Source organism: Achromobacter animicus (genome assembly GCF_040775605.1).
Lineage (GTDB): Bacteria > Pseudomonadota > Gammaproteobacteria > Burkholderiales > Burkholderiaceae_B > Achromobacter > Achromobacter animicus.
Window position 1 is genome coordinate 5258995 of sequence record NZ_JAYGJK010000001.1, and the last position, 23101, is coordinate 5282095.

Genomic DNA, 23101 nt, shown 5'->3' on the forward strand with positions numbered 1-23101 from the left:
GACCGGCCCTTCGGGCGCGCCATGCCGAGCGCCCGAACCGCGCCGACCGCTGGCGTTGCCGCGCCCAGTTCCCCATCCCTATAAATAGAGTGTGAGAAAAGCCAGCGACGAGAGCAGGATTCTCCTTGCGACCGGACTGCAACTGTTGACTACCAATTGAATTGAAAATCGTGCCCCGCGCCGCGGCTGTATGCGCTTAGGACAGGACCCCACAAATGCTCGTTGGAACTTATAACCCTTCGCTCGTCCTCGTATCCTTAGGGGTCGCCATCCTGGCGTCGTATACGGCGTTGGGCATGGCCAACCGCGTGAAGGCGTCGAGCGGGCTGCCCGCCGCGAAGTTCTGGCTGGCGGGCGGCGCGTTCGCGATGGGCATCGGCATCTGGTCGATGCACTTCGTGGGCATGCTGGCATTCAGCCTGCCCATCCCCATGGGCTACGACCTGCCCCTGACCGTGCTGTCCCTGGCCATCGCCATCGGATGCTCGGCCTTCGCGCTGTGGATGGTCTGCAAGGACGAACTGCCGTGGGGCCGGCTGGCCGCGGGCGCGCTGCTGATGGGTTCCGGCATCGCGGCGATGCACTACATCGGCATGGCCGCCATGCGCATGTCGCCGGGCATCGACTACGACCCGACGTGGTTCGCGCTGTCCGTGGCGATCGCGATTGCCGCGTCCGGTGCAGCCCTGTGGATCACTTACCGGCTGCGTCAGGACGCGCCGCGCGTGGCGTTGTCGCGCCCGTTGGCCGCCGGAGTCATGGGCCTGGCGATCGTGGGCATGCACTACACGGGCATGGAAGCAGCGAGTTTTCCGGCGGGCAGCATCTGCATGGCGGCCGACGAAGGCATTTCTGCCGGCTGGCTGGCCATCGCCGTGACCGCGGTCACGCTGAGCGTGCTGGCGATCGCGCTGGTGGTGGCCGTGCTGGACAACCGGCTTGAGGCGCGCACGTCGGCGCTGGCCTCGTCGCTGGCCGAAGCCAACGAAGAGCTGGTGCAACTGGCGCTGCACGACACGCTGACCAAATTGCCCAACCGCATCCTGCTGGAAGACCGGATGGAGCAGGCCATCGAAAGCGCCAGCCGCCGCCGAGGCCATTTCGCGGTGCTGTTCTTTGACCTGGACGGTTTCAAGGCGGTCAACGACGCGTACGGACACCACACCGGCGACGCGCTGCTGATCGATCTGGCGCAGCGCATCCGCCTGGCCTTGCGCACGCAGGACACGGTCGCGCGCCTGGGCGGCGACGAGTTCATCGTGCTGAGCGAGGTGATCGAACCCACGGACGCCGCGAACGTCGCGGATCGGCTGATCGACGCCATCGCACGCCCCGTCACGGTCTACGGTCACGAAGTGCTGGTGACGTCCAGCGTGGGCATCGCGGTCTATCCGAACGACGGCCAGGACACCCACGCCCTGCTGACCAATGCGGACGCGGCGATGTACCACGCCAAGCGGCTGGGCGGCACGGGCTACAGCTTCTTCGAACCGTCCATGAACGCCGATGCCCACGAGCAGATCGAGTTGCTGCACGACCTGCGGCTGGCGCAGGAGCGCGGCCAGTTCGTCCTGCATTACCAGCCCAAGTACGAAGCGCCGGCCGGCCCCATCATGGGCGCCGAGGCGCTGCTGCGCTGGAACCACCCGACGCGCGGCCTGGTCGGCCCGGACCAGTTCATTCCCACGGCGGAAAAGACGGGCCTGATCCTGTCGATCGGCGAATGGGTCATCAACGAAGCCTGCCGCCAGATGCGCGAATGGATCGACGTCGGCCAGGGCCACTGGACCATCGCCGTCAACATCTCGGCGCTGCAGTTCTCACATGCCAACCTGGTCGAGACGGTGCGCTCGGCATTGGCCAAGCATGGCGTCCCGCCCGCCTGCCTGACGATCGAAGTGACCGAATCGACCGCCATGCGCGACGCGGAAGCCAGCCTGACGGTGCTCAAGCGCCTGTCCGATCTGGGCGTCACGATCTCTATCGACGATTTCGGCACCGGCTATTCCAGCCTGCTTTATCTCAAGCGGCTGCCCGCGACCGAACTGAAGATCGATCGCGGCTTCGTGAACCAGCTGGACAACGACAACGAAGATGCGGCCATCGTCTCGGCCATCGTGGCGCTGGCGCAGCAGCTCAACCTGCGCATCGTGGCCGAAGGTGTCGAGACCGCGGCGCAGCAGAAATTCCTGACCGGACTGGGCTGCGACTCGCTGCAGGGCTTTCTGCTGGGCAAGCCCATGCCGGCCACCGAGTTCCTGGAACACGCGGCGACCTGAGGGACGGGCGGCCCCCGCAATTTGCTACGCTTACGGGGTCGTTCCGGCTCAACCCTTACCGTTGCAAGCACGCATGCCCGCCAGCCTTACCCTGATCGTCGCCTATTCCACCAACCGCGCCATCGGCCGCGACAACGCCCTGCCCTGGAAACTGCCGGGCGATCTGGCGCATTTCAAGCGCAGCACGCTGGGCCACCCCATCATCATGGGCCGCAAGACGTGGGACTCGCTGGGCCGTCCCCTGCCCGGCCGCAGCAACATCGTCATCAGCCGCAATCCCGATTTCAGCGCCGCCGGCGCCATCCTGGCGCCCACGCTGGAAGCCGCGGTGGCCGCCTGCGGCGACATCGACGAAGCCTTCGTGATCGGCGGCGCGCAGATCTACGCGCAGGCCCTGCCGCTGGCCCGGCGCGTGCTGGCCACCGAGGTCCATGCCGACGTCGACGGCGACGCGTTCTTTCCGCTGCTGCCGTCTTTCCAGTGGAAGGAAACAGCGCGCGAGAAGCAGCCTGCCGAAAACGGCTACGACTACGATTTCGTCACGTACGAACGCGCGTGAGGATTCAGGCGTGACGCATCGGCGTTGATGCATCGGCGTTGATGCATCGGCGTTGATGCATCCGGCCGCACGCATCGGCACGACGCATCGCCCCGAACGCATCGAGCCGAACTACGCCGCACCCGCGTTGCGCATGAACCGCCACAGCGCGGGCGCCGCCGAATACGCCACGTTGAAGCGCACCCACGCCGTGTCGGCCTCGTCCGCTTCGAAGTAAGAACCGGGCGCCAGCCAGATGCCGTCCTTGAGCGCCAGCTCCGCCAGGCCATTGGCGCCCCGTTCGCGCCACTGCCCGGCCACCTTCGCCCACAGGAACAGGCCGCCCTGCGGCTTTCCGTAGACTTCGAATCCGTGCTGGCGCATCTGCTCGGCGACCTCGGTGTGCGCCTCGGCCAGCCGCTCGCGGGTGCGCGCGATGTGGGCGCGGTAGCGGCCCTCGCGGATGACCTGGTGCACGATGCGCTCCATGATCTCGGGCGTCGTCAGGCCCACCGCCATCTTGGTGCGCGCGATGTCGCGCACCAGATCGCGATGCGCCACCACGTAGCCCACCCGTACCGACGGGCTGATGACCTTGGAATAGCCGCCCAGGTAGACGACGCGGCGCGCGCCGTCCAGCGCGGCCAGCATCGGCGTCACGCCCGGCGCCAGTTCGCGCGAGATGTCGTCTTCCACCACCCACAACCCATGCCGCTCCGCTGCCTGCAGAATGCGGAAGGCGTTGGCCATGGTGATGCTGGCGCCCGAGGGATTCTGCAGCGCCGTATTGATGAAAAGCGCCCGTGGCCGGTGCTGGGCGGCCACGCGCTCCAGCGCGTCGCAGTCCAGGCCATCGACAGTGCGCGGCACCGCGATCACGCGCAGACCGGCCAGGCGCAGCATCTGCAGGAGATTCGCGTAGGCCGGCTGCTCGACGACCACCGTGTCGCCCGGCCGCAGTAGCGTGCGGATCACCGTGTCCAGCCCGTGGGTCACCCCCTGCGTCAGCAGCACCTGCGACGCCTCGACTTCCATGCCCTGCGCGCTCAGGCTGGCCGCGATGGTCTCGCGCAGCGGCGCGTAGCCGTAGGGATGGCCGTAGTTGGCGATTCGCATCGCGGGCACGCGCCCCATGTGGCGCAGCGCCAGGTGCAGCCCTTCTTCGTTCAGCCATTCGCCGGGCAGCCAGCCGCAACCGGATTTGATGGGGATGGAGTGGTCGGCAAAGATGTCCGACAGCAGCCAGCCCGCGTTCAGCCGCGGCGGTTCCCAGGACAGGGGTTCGACCCGGCGGGCGGGTGCGTCGGGCGACGCCACCCGGTAGCCCGCGCCGGGCCGCGCCGCCAGCCAGCCCTGTGACACCAGCCGGCTGTAGGCGCTGGCCACGGTGAAAGTGCTGACGCCGTACTGGCGCGCAAACTCGCGGACCGAGGGTAGGGACATACCCGGACGCAGGGTCTGCGCCTCGACGGCGCGCAGAATGGCCGCGACGAGCTGTTCGACGAGGGTGGGCGCGGCCCCGCGGCCGCGGACGGGTTGGAAGTCGATCACGGGCTAACTGTACAGTTGCAACGCTCTCGACTATACAGTTAGCGGCAAATGCGCGGATTGTATATTTTCATTCCCTGCGGGACGTTCCAGAATCGTCCGAATCCCGCTGCCCGCGCGCGTTTCGCGGCGGCTGCGGTTGTCCCCCTTCTGGAGTCACCATGAACGCCCCCGCCCAGTTGCCCGACCTGTCCCATCTCTGGATGCCCTTTACGGCCAACAAGCAGTTCAAGGCCCAACCGCGCATGCTGGCCAAGGCCAAGGGCATGTACTACACGTCCACGGACGGCCGCCAGATCCTGGACGGCACGGCGGGCCTGTGGTGCGTCAATGCCGGCCACGGCCGCGAAGAGATCGTCGAAGCCATCGCCCGCCAGGCCGGCGTCATGGACTACGCCCCGGGCTTCCAGCTGGGCCACCCGCTCGCCTTCGAGGCCGCCACCGCCGTCGCGGGCCTGATGCCGCAGGGACTGGACCGCGTGTTCTTTACGAACTCGGGCTCCGAATCGGTCGACACCACGCTGAAGATCGCCCTGGCCTACCACCGCGCGCGCGGCGAAGGCCAGCGCACGCGCCTCATCGGCCGCGAGCGCGGCTATCACGGCGTGGGCTTTGGCGGCATCTCGGTGGGCGGCATCTCGGCCAACCGCAAGACGTTCTCCGGCGCGCTGCTGCCCGCCGTGGACCACCTGCCTCACACCCACAATCTTGAGCAGAACGCCTATTCGAAGGGCCAGCCCGCGTGGGGCGCGCACCTGGCCGAAGAGCTGGAGCGCATCATCGCCCTGCACGACGCGTCGACCATCGCCGCGGTGATCGTCGAGCCCATGGCTGGCTCCACGGGCGTGCTGATTCCGCCCAAGGGCTACCTGGAAAAGCTGCGCGAGATCACCGCCAAGCACGGCATCCTGCTGATTTTCGATGAGGTCATCACCGCGTACGGCCGCCTGGGCGCCGCCACGGCCTCCGAATTCTTCGGCGTGACGCCGGACATCATCGCCATGGCAAAGGGCGTGAGCAACGCCGCCGTTCCCGCCGGCGCCGTCGCGGTCAAGCGCGAAGTGCACGACGCCATTGTCAACGGCCCCGCGGGCGGCATCGAGTTCTTCCACGGCTACACCTATTCGGCGCACCCGCTGGCCGCCGCCGCCATCCTGGCCACGCTGGACATCTATCGCCGCGAGGACCTCTTCGGCCGCGCCCGCAAGCTGTCGGGCGCGTTCCAGGAAGCTGCGCACAGTCTGAAGGGCGCGCCCCATGTCATCGACGTGCGCAACCTGGGCCTGGTGTCCGGCATTGAACTGGCGCCGCGCGCGGGCGCCCCTGGCGCACGCGCCGCCGAAGTCTTCCAGCGCTGCTTCGACAGCGGCCTGATGGTGCGCTACACGGGCGACATCATCGCCGTCTCGCCGCCGCTCATCATCGACGAGGCGCAGATCGGCCAGATCTTCGAGCAGATCGGCAAGATCCTGAAAGAGGTAGCCTGATCCTCCCACGCCGCACGCCCGCATGGCGCGCGGCGCAACAGACCCGCACATGGGCGGCCCAGGCCGCCCAGCCGCATTTTTGACGAATCACCGAGCCTTGCATCCATGAAGAAGATTCCCCATTTCATCAACGGCCAACCCTACGACGGCGGCAACAGCCGCTACGCCGACGGCTTCAACCCGGCCACCGGCGAGATCTCCTCGTCGATCCCGCTGGCGTCCAACGACGACGTGGCGCTGGCCGTGGCCGCCGCCAAGGCGGCGTTTCCGGCCTGGTCCGAGACCCCGGCGCTCAAGCGCGCCCGCATCCTCTTCAACTTCAAGGCGCTGTTGGACCAGCACCAGGATGAACTGGCCGAACTGATCACGCGCGAGCACGGCAAGGTGTTCTCGGACGCCAAGGGCGAAGTGATGCGCGGCATCGAGATCGTCGAGTTCGCTTGCGGCATTCCGCAACTGCTCAAGGGTCAGTACTCCGACCAGATCGGCGGCGGCATCGACAACTGGAGCATGCGTCAGGCGCTGGGCGTCGTGGCCGGCATCACGCCGTTCAATTTCCCGATGATGGTGCCGTGCTGGATGTTCCCGGTAGCCATCGCCTGCGGCAACACCTTCGTCCTCAAGCCGTCGGAACGCGATCCGTCCGCGTCCGTGCGCCTGGCCGAACTGCTCACCGAAGCCGGCCTGCCCCCCGGCGTCTTCAACGTGGTCCACGGCGACAAGCAGGCGGTGGACGCGCTGATCTCGCATCCCGACGTAGAGGCGCTGTCCTTCGTCGGCTCCACGCCGATTGCCGAATACATCTACGCCGAAGGCACCAAGCGCGGCAAGCGCGTGCAGGCGCTGGGCGGCGCCAAGAACCACCTGGTGGTCATGCCCGACGCGGACCTGGACCAGGTGACCGACGCGCTGATGGGCGCGGCCTACGGTTCGGCAGGCGAGCGCTGCATGGCGATCTCGGTGGCCGTGGCGGTGGGCGACGTGGCCGACAAGGTCGTCGAACGCCTCACGCCGCGCGTCAAGGCGCTGATCGTCAAGGACGGCATGCAGTCGGACGCCGAGATGGGTCCGCTGGTGACCGCGCAGCACCGCAAGAAGGTGATGGGCTACATCGAGGACGGCATCGCCAGCGGCGCCGATCTGGTGGTGGACGGCCGCGACCTGAAGGTGCCGGGCAACGAAAAGGGCTTCTTCCTGGGCGGCACGCTGTTCGACAACGTCAAGCCCGCCATGAACATCTACCGCGAAGAGATTTTCGGACCGGTGCTGTGCATCGTGCGCGTGCCGGACTTCGCCAGCGCGGTGGAACTGATCAATGCGCATGAGTTCGGCAACGGCGTGGCGTGCTTCACGTCCGACGGCGGCGTGGCGCGCGCGTTTGCCCGGCAGATCAAGGTCGGGATGGTGGGCATCAACGTGCCGATCCCCGTGCCGATGGCGTGGCATTCGTTCGGCGGCTGGAAGCGCTCGCTGTTCGGCGACCACCATGCGTACGGCGAGGAAGGCATCCGTTTTTACTCGCGCTACAAGAGCGTGATGCAACGCTGGCCCGACAGCATCGCCAAGGGCGCCGAATTCACCATGCCCGTGGCTAAGTGAGCCCCCCCCCGAGGCGCGCAGCGCCTCCCCCCCAGGGGGGCGTCGCAGCGGACCGGCGGAGCCCGGATCCGCGCGACCCCGCTCGGGGCGGTATTGCCAGGTCGTGGCGCTGTGCCTCGTACGCGGTGTCTCGTATTGAGATGCGGGCGGTGGAGTAGCGCCTTGAAGCACTGAACTGCGCGGCGTTTCGCCGCGCCTTCCGAATATCTGTACGACAAGGGGAAACCTGATGCGCATCGGGATCGGCGGCTTTCAGCATGAGACCAATACGTTCGCGCCGTCGCGCGCGGCGTGGGAGGATTTTGCGGACAAGGGTGGGGGGTGGCCGAAGCTGGTCAGCGGGCCCGCGATGTTTGAGGCAGTGGCGGGAGCCAATATCCCGGTGGCGGGATTTATCGAGGCCATGGGGCAGCATGCGTTGATTCCCACGACGTGGGCGGCGGCGAGTCCTTCGGGGCATGTGACCCGTGATGCGTTCGAGCGCATCAGCGCAATGATTCTGCAAGGGCTGTCGCAGGCGATGCCGCTGGATGGCGTGTATCTGGATCTGCACGGCGCCATGGTCACCGAGCATCTTGATGACGGTGAAGGCGAGCTGCTCAAGCGTGTGCGTGAACTGGTGGGCCCCAACGTGCCGATCGTGGCCAGTCTGGACCTGCACGCCAACGTGACGCGCGCGATGGTGCGCCATGCCGATGCGCTGGTCTGCTACCGCACCTATCCCCACATCGACATGGCCGAGACCGGGCAGCGCGCCGCCGGCCTGCTGGCGCAGCGGCTGGGCGGCATGCCGCGGCATTACGTGGCGCTGCGCAGCCTGCCCTTTTTGATTCCCCTGTGCTGGCAGTCCACCGACATCGAGCCGGCGCGCAGCCTGTATCAGTTGGTGGGCGATCTTGAAGCGCGTGGCGCGGCCAGCGTTTCCTTTGCGACCGGGTTTCCGGCCGCGGACTTTCCCGAATGCGCGCCCACGGTTTGGGCCTACGGCATGACGCAAGCCGAGGCCGATGCCGCCGCCGACGAGATGACGCGGGCGGTGATGAATGCCGAACAGGACTTCGGCGGCAAGCTCTACACGCCGGACGAAGCCGTGCAGGAAGCGTTGCGGCTGGCGCGCGATGCCTCCAAACCCGTCGTCATCGCCGACGCGCAGGACAACCCCGGCGCGGGCGGCAGTTCCGATACCACCGGCGTACTGCGCGCGCTGATCCGCCACGATGCGCGCGATACGGCCATTGGTCTGATTGTGGACCCCGCTGCCGCGCTGGCCGCCCACCGCGCTGGTGCAGGCAACACGGTGCGCATTGCACTGGGTGGACATTCGGGTATTCCCCACGACGAACCGCTGGACACCGAGTTCATCGTCGAGAAAACTTCGGAAGGACGCTTCGATACGCATGGTGCGTTCTATCGCGGCTTTCACATGGATCTGGGGCCCAGCGCGTGCCTGCGCATCGGCGGCGTGCGCATCATCCTGGCCTCGAACAAGGTGCAGATGGCCGACCAGGAGATGTTCCGGTTTGCGGGCGTGGAGCCCACGCGCGCCGCCATCCTGGTGGTCAAGAGTTCGGCGCATTTTCGCGCCGATTTCACGCCCATCGCGCACACGATTCTGGTCTGCGCGGCGCCCGGTTCCATGCTGATGGATGCGGCAAAACAACCATGGACACGGTTGCGTCCCGGCATCAGAATGGCGCCTTGCGGGCCGGTGTTTGACGGCCGGTCCGCAGCGACAGCCTGACCCTCGCGCGCCGCTTGAACGCGGCGCGTCAACGACGTAGCGGCCCACGCGCCGCTCACTACGCTTCAAGGGGAAATACATGCTCAAGTTTGTCCGAGCGGCCGCGCTCGCCGGCGTCACTCTCGCAATGGCACATGGGGCCTATGCCGAGACCGTCATCAAGACGGTGATGCACTCACCGCTGCGCCTGACCGATCCGCACGCCACCACCGCCTACATCACGACGTGGCACGGCTACATGATCTACGACACCTTGCTGGCCACCGATGCCGACAACAAGGTACAGCCGCAGATGCTTGAGAAGTGGGAAGTCTCGCCCGACGGCAAGACCTACACCATGACGCTGCGCCCCGGCCAGAAATGGCATGACGGCCAGCCGGTGACCGCCGAGGACTGCGTGGCGTCGATCAAGCGCTGGGCCGGCGGCGACGGCATGGGACGCACGCTGCTCAAGTTCACCGACAAGATCGAAGTCATCGACGACAAGAGCTTTCGCATCGTCATGAAGGAACCCACGGACCTGGCGCTGCGCGCCCTGTCCAAGCCCACCGGCACCGCGCCGTTCATGATGCCCAAGCGCATCGCAGAACAGGCCATCGGCAAGCCCATCACCGACATGACGGGCTCCGGCCCGTTCAAGGTCGCGGAATTCAAGCCGGGCGTGAAGACCGTCTACGTCAAGAACGCCGATTACGTGCCGCGCAAGGAGCCCGTCAGCGGCCTGGCTGGCGGCAAGGTCGTGCACGTCGACAAGGTCGAATGGGACGTGATGCCCGATGCGCTGACCACCGCCAACGCGCTGCTCGGCGGCGAGATCGACTTTGTCGAGCAGTTCCCGTACGACCTGCTGCCGATGATCGAAGGCAACCCGGACCTGAAGGAAGAGTCGCTCAGCCCGGTCGGCTACTTCACGATGTACCGCTTCAACTTCAAGTACCCGCCCTTCAACAACAAGAAGATCCGCCAGGCCGCCATGTACGCGATCGGCCAGGAAGACGTGATGAAGGCGCTGGTCGGCAATCCCAAGTACTGGAAGACCTGCGCCTCGCTGTGGGGCTGCGGCACGCCGCTGGAAAGCGATATCGGCAAGGACATGGTCGTCCCGTCGAACATCGAAAAGGCCAAGGCGCTGCTCAAGGAAGCCGGTTACGACAACACGCCCATCCTCGTCATGCACGCCACCGACGTGGGCACGCTGTCCGCGCAACCGGTCGTGATGGCCGCGGCGCTGCGCAAGGCGGGCTTCAACGTCAACCTGGCGGCGATGGACTGGCAAAGCGTGGCCACGCGCCGTGCCTCCAAGGCCGCGCCGGCCGAAGGCGGCTGGAACGTCCACAACACCAACTGGTACGCCACCGACGTGATGGACCCGGTGCGCTCCGCCCCCGCGGCTGCAAACGGCGACAACGCGTGGTTCGGCTGGCCCGAGTTCCCGCAGATCGAAGAACTGCGCACCAAGATGGCGTTGACTTCGGATCCGGCCGAGCAGAAGAAGATCTCCGAGGAAGTGCAGCGCATCGGCATCGACGAAGGCCTGTACGTGCCGCTGGGCCAGATGTCCGTGCCCACCGTCTACTCGACCAAGCTGTCGGGCCTGGTGCACGCGCCGGTCTTCGCGTTCTGGAACGTCAAAAAGGCCCCTTGATGGGCTTGGGGCCTGCGCGCCGCAGCAAGCAGTCCGCGCAGGCCTAATTGGTACAGGGGGAAATACATGCTGGCATTTGTCTCACGCCGGCTCCTCGCGACCATCCCGGTTCTGGTGATGGTCGCGGTGGTGGTCTTTGCGATATTGCGTTTCAGCCCCGGGGATCCGGCCATCATCATGGCGGGCGACGGCGCCACGCCCGAACGTATCGTCCAGATACGGCAGACGATGGGCCTGGACCAGCCGGTGGTCAAACAGTTCTTCATCTGGGGCGGCAAGCTCCTGCAGGGCGACCTGGGCACCTCGCTCATGTCCGGAGTGCCGGTCACCAAGCTGATCGCGCAGCGCCTTGAACCGTCGATGAGCCTGGCGGTGCTGACGCTGGTCTTCACGCTGCTCGTCGCCATTCCGCTGGGCGTACTGGCCGCCTGGCGGCAAGGCAAGCTGCTGGACCGCGCCGTCATGGGTTTCTCGGTGCTGGGGTTCTCGGTGCCGGTGTTCGTCACCGGCTACCTGCTGATCTGGGCCTTCGCCATCAAGCTAGGGTGGTTCAACGTGCAAGGCTACGTGCCGTTTGAGAAGGGATTCTGGCCGTTCCTGCACCGGCTCATCCTGCCCTCGCTCGCGCTGTCCACCGTGTATGTGGCGTTGATCGCGCGCATCACGCGCACCAGCGTCATCGAGGTCATGGGCGAGGACTTCATTCGCACCGCGCGCTCCAAGGGCCTGGGCGAAACCGGCGTGCTGCTCGGCCATGCGCTGCGCAATGCCGCCGTGCCCATCGCCACCGTTGTGGGCGTGGGCATCGCGCTCTTGATCAGCGGCGTCGTCGTCACCGAATCGGTCTTCAACATCCCGGGCCTCGGCCGGCTGGTGGTGGAAGCCGTGCTGGCGCGCGACTACCCGGTCATCCAGGGCCTGACGCTTTTCTTCGCGTTCGTCTACGTGTTCATCAATCTGGTTGTCGATTGCGCCTACACGGTGTTCGACCCGCGTATCCGGTACTGACGCCATGAGCATGCAAACGCCAACCGACGCCGCCGCGCAGGCGGCCGCCGACCTCCCCGGAGGCGGCACGCCCCACATCACCGCCTGGCGGCAGATCCGCCAGGGACTCAAGAGCTGGCCCGTCATGCTGGCGCTGGTGGTGCTGGCGGCGATTGTCTTCATCGCCATTTTTGCGCCGCTGCTGGGCACGGTCGATCCCACCCAACTCAACCCGGGCGGGCGCCTGAAGCAGCCCTTCACCGACTATTTCCTGGGCACCGACGCGTTCGGGCGCGACGTGTGGTCGCGCGTGGCCTACGGCGCGCGCATCTCGTTGATCGCGGGCCTGGGCGCTGCCTTGGTCAGCGTGGCCCTCGGGCTGGTCATCGGCGTCATCGCCGGCTGGTTCCGGTCGCTGGACGGCCCCATCATGCGCACGATGGACGCCATCATGGCGATCCCCGGCATTCTGCTGGCGATCGCGCTGGTGTCGGTCACCGGCGCCAGCATCACGACCGTGCTCGTGGCCATCACCATTCCGGAAATCCCGCGGGTGGTGCGGCTGGTGCGCGGCCAGATCCTGAGCGTGCGCGGAGAGCCCTACGTGGAGGCCGCCCTGGCGCTGGGCACCCCGCTGCCGCTGCTGCTGTGGCGGCACATGGTGCCCAGCACCATCGCGCCGCTGACGGTGCAAGGCACGTACGTCTTCGCGTCCGCCATGCTGACCGAAGCCATCCTGAGCTTCCTGGGCGCGGGCATCCCGCCCGAGATCGCGTCCTGGGGCAACATCATGTCCGAAGGCCGCATGTACTTCCGCATGCTGCCCGGCCTGATCCTGTTCCCCGGACTGTTCCTGTCGCTGACCGTGCTCAGCGTGAACATCCTGGGCGACGCCTTGCGCGACGCGCTGGACCCGAAAATGGTGCGCAGGATCTGATGCCGATGAACTATTCCCCCAATCCCCCCGCGGGCGACACTTCGTCCGCCATCCTGGCCATCCGCAACCTGTCGGTCGAAGTCGCCGGCGCGGGCAACCGCGTCGTGCGCAACCTCAGTCTGGACGTGCACGCCGGAGAAACAGTGTGCGTGGTCGGCGAATCCGGTTCGGGCAAGTCCGTCACGTCGCTGGCCGTCATGGGCCTGCTGCCGCAGGGCATCCTGAACATCAGCGCGGGTTCGATCCGCGTCGAGGGCGAAGACGTCGCCACGGCCACGCAGCGCCGCCTGCGCGAGCTGCGCGCCACGCGCATGGCAATGGTCTTTCAAGAGCCCATGACCGCGCTGAATCCCGTGCACACGGTGGGCAAGCAGGTCGACGAGGTGCTGCGCCTGCACCGCAAGAACATGTCGGCGGCCGAGCGCCGCGCCAAGGTGCTGGACATGTTCCAGTCGGTGCACCTGCCCGACATCGAACGCATCTACGACGCCTATCCGCACCAGCTCTCGGGCGGCCAGCGCCAGCGCATCGTCATCGCGATGGCGCTGATCCTGGAACCCAAGCTGCTGATCGCCGACGAGCCCACCACGGCGCTGGACGTCACCACGCAGAAGCAGATCCTGGCGCTCATCAAGGAGCTGCAGGTCAAGCACCAGACGGCCGTGCTGTTCATCACGCACGACTTCGGCGTGGTGGCCGAGATCGCGGACCGCATCGTCGTCATGAACCGCGGCGACCTGATCGAAAGCGGCACGCGCCACGAGATCCTGGCCGAACCCAAACAGTCCTACACGCGCCGGCTGGTCTCGTCGGTGCCCAGCCTGGTGCCGTCGCGCCGCGAGCCGCCGACGGGAACGCCGGTGCTGCACGTCAAGGGCCTGGGCCGCACCTATGGCGGCAAGGGCTCGCTGTTTTCGCGCAAGGCCGCGCAGCATGTCATCGCTGCCACGGACGTCAATCTGACGCTGCGCAAGGGCGAGATCCTGGGCATCGTCGGTGAATCCGGGTCGGGCAAATCGACGGTGGCGCGCTGCATCGTGCGGCTCATCGAGCCCACGGCCGGCCACATGATGATGGGCGGCGAAGACCTGAGCACGCTGTCCGGCTCGGCGCTGCGTCCCGTGCGCCGCCGCATTCAGATCGTTTTCCAGGATCCGTACCGGTCGCTGAATCCGCGCCGCACGGTGGGAGAATCCATCATCGAGGGGCTGCTGAACTTTGGCGTGGCCCGCGAACAGGCGCTCAAGCGCGCCAGCGAAACGCTCAGCGTCGTGGGTCTGAGCCCCGACGCCATGCGGCGTTATCCGCACCAGTTCTCCGGCGGCCAGCGCCAGCGCATCTGCATCGCGCGCGCGCTGGTCATGGACCCGGAGATCCTGGTGGCCGACGAAGCCGTCTCGGCGCTGGACGTGTCCGTGCAGGCGCAGGTGCTGGAGCTGCTGGAACAGGTGCGCGAACGTACGGGCGTGGGCGTGCTGTTCATCACCCACGACCTGCGCGTGGCCGCGCAGATCTGCGACACCATCATGGTGATGCAGCGCGGCCAAGTGGTGGAAACCGGGTCTGCCGAAACTGTATTGACCGAACCGCGCCACCAATACACGCGGGCCCTGATCGACGCCGCCCCCGGCAGGGATTGGGACTTCCGCAACTTCCGGCCCATTGCGCCCGGCTTGTTGCCGTCCGCCTCCCCGGCCGTCTGACGCCTTTTCCGACTCACTGGAACCGAGATGCCGCAACCGCATGAAATGTCCGCCCAGGAACTCCTTGAGGCGTATCGCAGCAAGACCCTGTCGCCCGTCGAGGCGACGCGGTCGGTGCTGGACCATATCGAGCGCTGGGAACCCCGGCTGAAAGCCACCTACGCGCTGGATCCGGAAGGCGCGCTGGCGATGGCCCGCGCGTCCGAGGCCCGCTGGATGAAGGGTGAGCCGCAGGCCTGCGGCGGGTACTCGCTGGATGGCGTGCCCGCCACCATCAAGGAGAATATCGCCACGCGCGGCGTGCCCGTGCCGCTGGGCACCGCGGCCACCGACCTGACGCCCGCGGCTGCCGACGCCCCTCCCGCCGCGCGCATGCGCGAGTCCGGCGCCGTGCTGCTGGGCAAGACCACGATGCCCGACTACGGCATGCTGTCTTCCGGACTGTCGAGCTTTCACGAACTGACGCGCAATCCCTGGGACCTGACCAAGAACCCGGGCGGCTCCAGCGCGGGCGCCGGCGCGGCCGCGGCGGCCGGCTATGGCCCGCTGCACATCGGCACCGACATCGGCGGCTCGGTCCGTCTGCCGGCCGCCTGGTGCGGCATCGCCACGCTCAAGCCCAGCCTGGGGCGCATTCCCATCGATCCGCCCTTCATGGGCCGCTGCGCTGGACCCATGACGCGCACCATCACCGATACGGCGCTGATGATGGGCGTGCTGTCGCAGCCCGACGCGCGCGATCACATGAGCCTGCCCTTCCAGGAGATCGACTGGTTGAACCTGGAACACGACGTGCGCGGCCTGCGCATCGGACTGTTGCTGGACGCCGGCTGCGGGCTGCCGCTGGATCCCGAGACGCGCGAGGCCGTCGAAGCCGCGGCGCGCGCCTTCGAGGCCGCGGGCGCCATCGTCACACCGATGCAGCCGTGGATGACGCCGGGCATGCTGGAAGGCGTGGACAAGTTCTGGCGCACCCGCTCGGCCATCGACCTGGGCGCGCTGTCCGAGGAACGCCGAGCCAAGATCCTGCCCTTCATCCGCGCCTGGGCCGAAAGCGGCGGCGGGCATAGCGGCGAAGACGTCTTCCGCAGCTACTACGAAACGCTGAACGTGCGGGCGCGCACCGTCGCAGCCTGCGCGCCGTACGACTACGTGCTGTCGCCGGTGGCGCCCGTCGTGGCCTACAACGCCGAATGGCCCTCGCCCACAAACGAGGTCGCCACCACGATGCACCACATCGGGTTCACGCTGCCCTTCAACATGAGCGAGCAGCCCGCGGCTTCGGTCAATTGCGGCTACACCAAGGCTGGCCTGCCCATCGGCCTGCAGATCGCGGGCGCGCGCTTTGACGACCTGGGCGTGCTGCGCGTGGCGCGCGCCTGGGAACGGATGCGTCCTGCCCAGCGCCCCTGGCCCCAGCCGCCCTCAGCACACTGACCCTCCCCGGCAACCCACAGGAACTTCCCATGCGTTGGCTTTTGGCAATGATCAAACACGAGACGAACACGTTTTCGCCGGTGCCCACCCCGCTTGAACGTTTCTTTCGCGGCAGTCCCGAGATCCTGGCTGGCGATCGCGCCATCAAGGCCTACGAGAACACCGACAGCGGCCTGGGCGGCTACATCGAGGTCGCCCGCCGCGAAGGCGCCGAGATCGTGCTGCCGGTGGCGGCCGAGTCCTGGCCCAGCGGCCCCACCAGCGCGCAGACGCACGAACGCCTGTGCACGCTGATCCTGGACGAGGTCAAGCGCGGCGGGTTTGACGCCATTCTGCTGGATCTGCACGGCGCGATGGTCGCCGAAGGCGTGGAAGACGCCGAGGGCGACCTGCTGCGCCGCCTGCGCGAGATCGATCCCAACACGCCCGTTGCCGTGACGCTGGACATGCACGCCAACATCTACGACGACATCGTGCGCAACGCCACGGTCATCAGCGGCTTTCACACCTATCCGCACGTGGATATCCGCGATGCGGGCGTGCGCGCCGCGAACGTCATCGTCCGCACGCTCAAGGGCGAGATCAAGCCGGTGATGACCTGGGCCAACAAGCCCATGCTGCCGCACATCATGTGCCAGGGCACGCACGCCGCGCCCAACAAGCCGCTGCAGGAACGGTGCAAGGAACTTGAAGCCAGCGGCGTGCTGGCGGCGTCCGTCTTCGTGGGCTTTCCCCATGCAGACATTCGCGAAGCGGGCCTGAGCGCCGTGGTCTGTACGGACGGCAACCTGGCCGCCGCCGAACAGCATCGCGACGAATTGCTGGACCGCGCGTGGCAGGGCCGCGCCGACTGGGTGTTCCATTCGGAACCGCTGGCGCCGACCATCACGCGCGCCAAGGGCATCGAACAAGGCCCGGTCGTGCTGCTGGACCACTACGACAACACCGGCTCGGGCGGCACGATGGACACGACGGCCGTGCTGGCCGAAGTGCTGCGCCAGGAACTGGACAACGTGGTCTTCTACGCCATCTGCGATCCGCAGGCCGCAACGGAAGCCGCCGCCGCGGGCGTGGGCAACACCATCACGATCAAGCTGGGCGGCAAGCTGCCCATGCCGGCCATCAAGCAGCCCAGCGAACCGCTTGAAGTCACCGGCCGCGTCAAGCTGGTGTTCGACGGCGTGTACCTGAACCGTGGCCCGATGTACCGCGGCGTGCGCAACGACACCGGCCTGACGGTGGTCATCGACACCGGCCGCGTGGAAATCGTGGTGGTCTCGCGCCACCAGGAACCCTTCGACATCAACTGCCTGCTGTCGGCCGGCATCGACCCGCTGCAAAAGCGGTATGTCGTGTTGAAAAGCCGCATCCACTGGCGCGCGGGCTTCTCGGACATGGCGACCGAGATCATCGAATGCACCGGCGTGGGCGTCACGACGTCCGACTACAGCCAGGTCGAGTTCAAGCACGTGCGCCGTCCGATCTATCCGCTTGATCCGCTCTGAGACCAGGCGTTTTGTCGACAAAAGCCGGCGCCTCGGGCGCCGGCTTTCATTTTGAAATCTTCGGTAACTGCGCGCGCGTTCAGCGTGACACGCGTCTCGGTATACTCCGCCGCGGGCCTGACAGGCCGATGAACACGCGTATCCAGGACGCTTGCGCTTCGCGCGGACGAGCGTGGCGCCGTAGGCCGCTGCCGGATATGACTCGACAATCAACGATATAAGCAGAACGATGAAAAAGAGCGTAGCGATCACCCTGGGCGTGGTCATAGTGGGAGCGGGAAGCTGGGTCGGGGCCACGTGGTACACCGGCAAGCGCATTGAAGAAGACGCGCAGCGTCATCTGGCACAGGCCAACGAAAAGCTCGCCAAGATTACGCCGCTGTTCGGCCTGCGCATCGATCAGCTCAAGTACGAGCGCGGCCTGTTCTCGACGCAGGCGCGTTATGGCGTGTCGCTCGTCAAGAACGACAAGGGCCTGGACGACCTGCCCGCGGGCATGATCGAGTTCGACGCGAACATCGAGCACGGCCCCTTCCCCAAGAGCGCCCTGTCGCGCGGCGCCATTGCGCCCAAGCTCGCTTTCATCCACACCGAGATCGCCAAGACGGACAACATCAAGCCCATCTTCGAACTGACCAAGGACATCTCCCCGCTGATGGGCGACGCCATCGTCAGCTACAGCGGCAACGCCACGTCCACCGCCGCGATCGCGCCGATCGTCGTCACGCATGACGGCAACGCGCTCGACTTCAGCGGCATGCGGATGGAAGGCACCTTCGACCGCGCCACGCAGGCCGTCACCGCGCACGGCGTGATGGACAAGCTGTCGGTGGACGGCAGCAAGAGCCACGACCCCGTCAAGATGACCATCGCGGGCCTGACCATGGACGTCGACAGCCGCATGGGCAAGTTCGGCATCTCGATGGGCAATTCGGACCTGAAGATCAAGCGCGTGGACGTGCTGCGTCCCACCGACGACATGAAGGTCGGGCTGGACAACTTCAGCTACGGCGTGAAGCTGTCCGAAGACGACAAGTCCATCAACGTGCAGGCCGCCTACCAGACGGGCGACCTTACCGTGAACGACGTGGTGCTGGGCAATGGCCAGGCCGTGATCAAGCTGGCCCGGCTGGACGGCCAGGCCGTCAAGCAACTCTCGGACACCTACAACCAGCTCATGCGCCAATACATGCTGGGCGCCAGCGACGAAGGCCTGAAGGACGAGCAGTTCGACGTTCTGCTGGACAACGCCGGCAAGCTGCTGGCGGGCAATCCGTCGTTCAGCATCGATCCGCTGAGCTGGAAGACGGCCAAGGGCGAAAGCAAGCTGACCTTCACGCTGGACCTGGCCAATCCGGCCAACGCCAAGGACCTGACCCCGCAGGAAATCGCAGTGCAGGCGATCAAGAAGATCGACGCCTCGCTGGTGATCTCCAAGCCCATGGTGAAGGACCTGATGGTGCAGTACGCCGTCAAGACCGAAGGCGTGCCCGCCGAGAAGGCCGCGGCCGACGCTGACGAGAACATCCGCCAGATGGCCGGCATGGCCGAAATGATGAACGTGGGCAAGAACGACGGCGACAACATCGTCGGCAAGTTCACCTTTGCCGACGGCATGGGCGACCTGAACGGCCAGAAGATTCCTGCCGAGGAACTGTTCAGCGGCCTCTTGGGCGCGACCGGCATGAATGACCTGGACGACGACGACGAGCTGTCCGGCATCGGCATGGACCCGGACGCCGAACCCGTCGCTCCGGCACCGGTTGCCGGCGTCATGCAGGACTTCAACCTGGAAGACGTTGCCAACATGCTGGACGACATGGGCTACACCGTGACCCGCAGCGACGGCACCGACGGCCCCGTGCTGGTCCTGAACCCGGGCACCACCGGCGCCACCGACCTGCGCCTGGAGTTCCTGTGCAACGACTTCACGGAAAAGTGCCTGGATCTGGTCGCGACCGCCACGTACGCCACCAAGAAGCCGATGACGCTCAAGGCCATCAACGCCTGGAACCAGGAATACCGCTGGAGCCGCGCCTACCTCGATGAAAAGAACCAGGCCGTGCTGCAGATGGACATGAACGCCGAAGGCGGTCTGGGCAAGGACAACCTGCAGATCCTGCTCAACACGTTCATCAGCATCGCCGAAGACTTCGGCGCCGCGGCGAAGGCGCCCGCCAAATAAGCTGAACGACCGGCCTTGATCCAAGGCCTGGCCCCAAGCAAAAGCCCCCGCCTGTAAAGGACGGGGGCTTTTTTTACGCGCTGATCGCGATGATCGGGCGATGCGTCCGGCACGGGCCGGACGCGGGCGTGGCGCGTTACGCGTACGCTTCGATCGGCAGGCAGGCGCAGACCAGGTTGCGATCGCCGTAGGCGTTGTCCACGCGGGCGACCGGCGGCCAGTATTTGCCGTCGCGCAGCGTCGCCACCGGGTAGGCGGCCTGCTGGCGCGGGTAGTCGTGCAACCATTCCTCGGCCAGCAGCATCTGCGCGGTGTGCGGCGCGTTCTTCAGGACGTTGTCGTCGCGGTCGCGTTCGCCGCGTTCGACCTGGGCGATTTCTTCGCGGATGGCGATCATCGCGTCGATGAAGCGGTCCAGCTCGGCCACGCCTTCGGATTCCGTCGGCTCGACCATCAGCGTGCCCGCGACCGGGAAGCTCATGGTGGGCGCATGGAAGCCGTAGTCCATCAGGCGCTTGGCGATGTCTTCGGCGCTGATGCCGCTGGTTTCCTTGAGCGGGCGCACGTCCAGGATGCACTCGTGCGCCACGCGGCCGTTGCGGCCCGCGTACAGGACCTCGTAGTGGCCGCGCAGGCGGGTCGCGATGTAGTTGGCGTTCAGGATGGCGACTTCGGTGGCGCGGCGCAGGCCGTCGGCGCCCATCAGCGCGATGTACACGAACGGGATCGGCAGGATGCCCGCCGAGCCGAACGGCGCGGCCGAGACCGGGCCGACCTTGGCGTCGCCGGGCAGCTTGCCCTGTTCGTTCACCACGCCCGGCAGGTAGGGCGCCAGGTGCGAGCGAACCGCCACGGGACCCACGCCGGGTCCGCCGCCGCCGTGCGGGATGCAGAACGTCTTGTGCAGGTTCAGGTGCGACACGTCCGAGCCGAACTTGCCGGGCTTGGCCACGCCGACCATGGCGTTCATGTTGGCGCCGTCCAGGTACACCTGTCCGCCGGCCTGGTGGACCAGATCGCAGATTTCGGTGACGGCTTCTTCGAACACGCCGTGCGTCGACGGGTACGTGATCATCAGCGCGGCCAGCTTGTCGCCGACCTGTTCGATCTTGGCGCGCAGGTCCGCGAGGTCCACGTTGCCGTTGGCGTCCGACGCCACGACCACTACGTCCATGCCGGCAAGCTGCGCCGAGGCGGGGTTGGTGCCGTGCGCCGACGACGGGATCAGGCAGATGTTGCGCTGGTGCTGGCCGTTAGCCTGGTGATAGCCGCGAATGGCGAGCAGACCCGCATATTCGCCCTGCGCGCCCGAGTTGGGCTGCAGGCTGATGTTGTCGTAGCCGGTGATTTCGCACAGCGCGGCGGACAGACGATCGATCAGTTCGACGTAGCCCTGGCTTTGCGAGGCCGGCGCGAACGGGTGGATCAGCGCGAATTCGGGCCAGGTGATGGGGATCATCTCGGCCGTGGCGTTCAGCTTCATGGTGCACGAACCCAGCGGGATCATCGTGCGGTCCAGCGCCAGATCCTTGTCGGCCAGCTTGCGCAGGTAGCGCAGCATGTCGGTTTCGGACTGGATGCTGGAGAAGATGGGGTGCTTCAGGATCGCGCTTTCGCGAGCAACCGAGGCGGGAATGCCGCCGGGGGCCGCGGCGTCCAGCGCGTCGATGTCCAGTTCGACGTCATCGCGCTCAAGACCGGCGGCGAAGACGTTGACCAGTGCTTCCAGGTCGGCCACGGTGACGGTCTCGTCCAGCGAGATGGCCAGACGGGCGCCGTCGACGCGGCGCAGGTTGATGTGCGCGCAGTCGGCGGCCGTCAGGATGGCGGGCGTCGCGGCGCCGGCTTCCAGCAGCAGCGTGTCGAAGAACGTGTCGTTGGCGACCTTGACGTCCAGCTTGATCAGCTCGGCGCGCAGGATGGCGGTGGCGCGCTGCACGCGCTCGGCGATGCGGCGGATGCCGGCCGGGCCGTGCCACACCGCGTACATGCCGGCCATCACGGCCAGCAGCACCTGCGCCGTGCAGATGTTGGAAGTGGCCTTCTCGCGGCGGATGTGCTGTTCACGCGTCTGCAGCGCCAGGCGCAGCGCGGGATTGCCTTGCGCGTCCTTGGACACGCCGACCAGGCGGCCCGCCATGTTGCGCTTGAATGCGTCCTTGCAGGCCATGAAGCCGGCGTGCGGGCCGCCAAAGCCGAACGGCACGCCAAAGCGCTGGGCCGAACCGACGGCGATGTCGGCGCCCCACTCGCCCGGCGCGGCCAGCACGGCAAGCGCCAGCAGGTCGGTCGCGCACGCAACCACGGCGCCTTGCGCGTGGGCGGCTTCGGCCAGCTTGCGGTAGTCGGACACCGAACCCGTGCTGTGCGGGTACTGCAGCAGCACGCCAAAGCACTCGGGCAGGCCTTCGGCTTCGTCGCCGATGCGGATCTCGATGTCCAGGCCTTCGGCGCGCGTGCGCACGACTTCGATGGTCTGCGGGTGCACGTGGCGCGAGATGAAGAACACCGGGCTCTTGGACTTGGCGCTGCGGCGCGCAAGCGTCATCGCTTCAGCGGCGGCGGTGCTTTCGTCCAGCAGCGAGGCGTTGGAGATGTCCAGGCCGGTCAGGTCGGCGACCATCGTCTGGTAGTTCAGCAGGGCTTCCAGGCGGCCCTGCGAAATCTCGGGCTGGTAGGGCGTGTAGGCCGTGTACCAGGCGGGATTCTCAAGAATGTTGCGCAACACCACGTTGGGCGTCTGCGTGCCGTAGTACCCCTGCCCGATGTAGCTGCGGTAGACCTTGTTGCGGCCCGCGACCTGCTTCAGTTCAGCCAGCACGTCGGCTTCGCTGCGCGAAGCGGGCAGCGCCAGCGGCTCCTTGCTGCGGATCTTGGGGGGCACGACTTCTTCGATCAGGGCGTCCAGGCTGTCGCTGCCGATCACGGCAAGCATGGCGGCCTGGTCGGCGTCGGAGGGGCCGATGTGGCGGGGGATGAAGTCGGTATGGGTGTCTAGGGCGCGCGACATGGGGGGATCTCGGGGGTAGCGGGTGTCGTCCTGCGAACGGACGGTATTGCGTCTGGCGAGGGAGGCGGCGCCGCCGCTCCCCCGCGTGCGGCATCAGCCGTTGGCGACGGCTTCGTAGCCGGCGGCGTCCAGCAGCTTGTCGGCGTCGGCGGCGTTGTCCGGCTTGATCTTGAAGATCCAGGCGGTGAAGGCCGATTCGTTGATCAGGTTGGGGTTGCTTTCCAGCTCTTCGTTGAAGGCAACGATTTCGCCGGACACGGGCGCGTAGATGTCCGAGGCGGCCTTGACCGACTCGACCACGCCAGCGGTTTCGCCCGCGCTCAGCTTCGCGCCGACGTTCACGTCGCCAACGAAGACCAGATCGCCCAGTTGCTCCTGGGCGGTGTCGGTGATGCCGACGACGAACACGTCGCCCTCGGCTTTGACCCATTCATGGGACTCGGTGTACTTGCGATCGGTGGGCAGACTCATGGGAACTCCTGAGGGAATGCGGGTAGATG

15 protein-coding genes are annotated in these 23101 nt (G+C 66.8%); 12 read left to right on the forward strand and 3 right to left on the reverse strand.

The genetic code is table 11. The features are described from left to right. Nucleotides 1-215 precede the first annotated feature (215 nt). Together AB3147_RS24090 and AB3147_RS24095 are read left to right on the forward strand one after the other, a co-directional pair. Nucleotides 216-2279, forward strand: coding sequence for a putative bifunctional diguanylate cyclase/phosphodiesterase (locus tag AB3147_RS24090; RefSeq protein ID WP_175122505.1), 2064 nt, complete (start codon nucleotides 216-218; stop codon nucleotides 2277-2279). A 73-nt stretch (nucleotides 2280-2352) separates the two neighbouring features. After that, nucleotides 2353-2838 (forward strand): dihydrofolate reductase, encoded by a 486-nt coding sequence (locus AB3147_RS24095; RefSeq protein WP_175122504.1) that lies wholly within the window; start codon nucleotides 2353-2355, stop codon nucleotides 2836-2838. 111 nt (nucleotides 2839-2949) lie between these two features. Here the strand turns inward: AB3147_RS24095 and AB3147_RS24100 are convergent, their stop codons facing one another. Then, nucleotides 2950-4368, reverse strand: a complete 1419-nt coding sequence (locus tag AB3147_RS24100; RefSeq protein WP_175122503.1) for an aminotransferase-like domain-containing protein — start codon at nucleotides 4366-4368, stop codon at nucleotides 2950-2952. A gap of 158 nt (nucleotides 4369-4526) precedes the next feature. On the opposite strand from AB3147_RS24100, the gene AB3147_RS24105 reads away from it, so the two are divergent. The 10 genes from AB3147_RS24105 (at nucleotide 4527) to AB3147_RS24150 (ending at nucleotide 19591) form a co-directional block, all read left to right on the forward strand. Beyond that, on the forward strand, nucleotides 4527-5852 hold the full coding sequence (locus AB3147_RS24105; protein WP_367353167.1) for an aspartate aminotransferase family protein: 1326 nt from the start codon (nucleotides 4527-4529) through the stop codon (nucleotides 5850-5852). Nucleotides 5853-5957: 105 nt separating this feature from the next. Continuing rightward, nucleotides 5958-7451, forward strand: coding sequence for a CoA-acylating methylmalonate-semialdehyde dehydrogenase (locus AB3147_RS24110; protein ID WP_367353168.1), 1494 nt, complete (start codon nucleotides 5958-5960; stop codon nucleotides 7449-7451). 229 nt (nucleotides 7452-7680) lie between these two features. Further along, nucleotides 7681-9192: a M81 family metallopeptidase gene (locus tag AB3147_RS24115; protein ID WP_286939596.1), complete on the forward strand. Its 1512-nt coding sequence runs from the start codon at nucleotides 7681-7683 to the stop codon at nucleotides 9190-9192. 79 nt (nucleotides 9193-9271) lie between these two features. Next, nucleotides 9272-10837, forward strand: a complete 1566-nt coding sequence (locus tag AB3147_RS24120; RefSeq protein ID WP_056559034.1) for an ABC transporter substrate-binding protein — start codon at nucleotides 9272-9274, stop codon at nucleotides 10835-10837. A gap of 66 nt (nucleotides 10838-10903) precedes the next feature. After that, nucleotides 10904-11845 (forward strand): ABC transporter permease, encoded by a 942-nt coding sequence (locus tag AB3147_RS24125; protein WP_343738402.1) that lies wholly within the window; start codon nucleotides 10904-10906, stop codon nucleotides 11843-11845. 10 nt (nucleotides 11846-11855) lie between these two features. Next, nucleotides 11856-12761, forward strand: a complete 906-nt coding sequence (locus AB3147_RS24130) for an ABC transporter permease (RefSeq protein ID WP_175137806.1) — start codon at nucleotides 11856-11858, stop codon at nucleotides 12759-12761. A gap of 5 nt (nucleotides 12762-12766) precedes the next feature. Continuing rightward, nucleotides 12767-14464: an ABC transporter ATP-binding protein gene (locus AB3147_RS24135; RefSeq protein WP_175122496.1), complete on the forward strand. Its 1698-nt coding sequence runs from the start codon at nucleotides 12767-12769 to the stop codon at nucleotides 14462-14464. Nucleotides 14465-14491: 27 nt separating this feature from the next. After that, nucleotides 14492-15901, forward strand: coding sequence for an amidase (locus AB3147_RS24140; protein ID WP_367353169.1), 1410 nt, complete (start codon nucleotides 14492-14494; stop codon nucleotides 15899-15901). A 29-nt stretch (nucleotides 15902-15930) separates the two neighbouring features. After that, nucleotides 15931-17406 (forward strand): M81 family metallopeptidase, encoded by a 1476-nt coding sequence (locus tag AB3147_RS24145; protein ID WP_218342883.1) that lies wholly within the window; start codon nucleotides 15931-15933, stop codon nucleotides 17404-17406. A gap of 229 nt (nucleotides 17407-17635) precedes the next feature. Beyond that, nucleotides 17636-19591, forward strand: a complete 1956-nt coding sequence (locus AB3147_RS24150) for a DUF945 family protein (RefSeq protein ID WP_367353170.1) — start codon at nucleotides 17636-17638, stop codon at nucleotides 19589-19591. Nucleotides 19592-19727: 136 nt separating this feature from the next. Here AB3147_RS24150 and gcvP read toward each other — a convergent pair whose 3' ends face one another. Both gcvP and gcvH read right to left on the reverse strand, forming a co-directional pair. Further along, nucleotides 19728-22601, reverse strand: a complete 2874-nt coding sequence (gene gcvP / locus AB3147_RS24155) for an aminomethyl-transferring glycine dehydrogenase (RefSeq protein WP_367353171.1) — start codon at nucleotides 22599-22601, stop codon at nucleotides 19728-19730. Nucleotides 22602-22694: 93 nt separating this feature from the next. Then, on the reverse strand, nucleotides 22695-23072 hold the full coding sequence (gcvH, locus tag AB3147_RS24160; RefSeq protein ID WP_056559057.1) for a glycine cleavage system protein GcvH: 378 nt from the start codon (nucleotides 23070-23072) through the stop codon (nucleotides 22695-22697). Nucleotides 23073-23101: the final 29 nt, after the last annotated feature.

Bases quoted from the DNA above. Each gene is read 5' to 3' on its own strand.
- AB3147_RS24090 (WP_175122505.1), top strand. From the start codon at position 216: ATGCTCGTTGGAACTTATAACCCTTCGCTCGTCCTCGTATCCTTAGGG.
- AB3147_RS24095 (WP_175122504.1), top strand. From the start codon at position 2,353: ATGCCCGCCAGCCTTACCCTGATCGTCGCCTATTCCACCAACCGCGCC.
- AB3147_RS24105 (WP_367353167.1), top strand. From the start codon at position 4,527: ATGAACGCCCCCGCCCAGTTGCCCGACCTGTCCCATCTCTGGATGCCC.
- AB3147_RS24110 (WP_367353168.1), top strand. From the start codon at position 5,958: ATGAAGAAGATTCCCCATTTCATCAACGGCCAACCCTACGACGGCGGC.
- AB3147_RS24115 (WP_286939596.1), top strand. From the start codon at position 7,681: ATGCGCATCGGGATCGGCGGCTTTCAGCATGAGACCAATACGTTCGCG.
- AB3147_RS24120 (WP_056559034.1), top strand. From the start codon at position 9,272: ATGCTCAAGTTTGTCCGAGCGGCCGCGCTCGCCGGCGTCACTCTCGCA.
- AB3147_RS24125 (WP_343738402.1), top strand. From the start codon at position 10,904: ATGCTGGCATTTGTCTCACGCCGGCTCCTCGCGACCATCCCGGTTCTG.
- AB3147_RS24130 (WP_175137806.1), top strand. From the start codon at position 11,856: ATGCAAACGCCAACCGACGCCGCCGCGCAGGCGGCCGCCGACCTCCCC.
- AB3147_RS24135 (WP_175122496.1), top strand. From the start codon at position 12,767: ATGAACTATTCCCCCAATCCCCCCGCGGGCGACACTTCGTCCGCCATC.
- AB3147_RS24140 (WP_367353169.1), top strand. From the start codon at position 14,492: ATGCCGCAACCGCATGAAATGTCCGCCCAGGAACTCCTTGAGGCGTAT.
- AB3147_RS24145 (WP_218342883.1), top strand. From the start codon at position 15,931: ATGCGTTGGCTTTTGGCAATGATCAAACACGAGACGAACACGTTTTCG.
- AB3147_RS24150 (WP_367353170.1), top strand. From the start codon at position 17,636: ATGAAAAAGAGCGTAGCGATCACCCTGGGCGTGGTCATAGTGGGAGCG.
- gcvP (WP_367353171.1), bottom strand. From the start codon at position 22,601: ATGTCGCGCGCCCTAGACACCCATACCGACTTCATCCCCCGCCACATC.
- gcvH (WP_056559057.1), bottom strand. From the start codon at position 23,072: ATGAGTCTGCCCACCGATCGCAAGTACACCGAGTCCCATGAATGGGTC.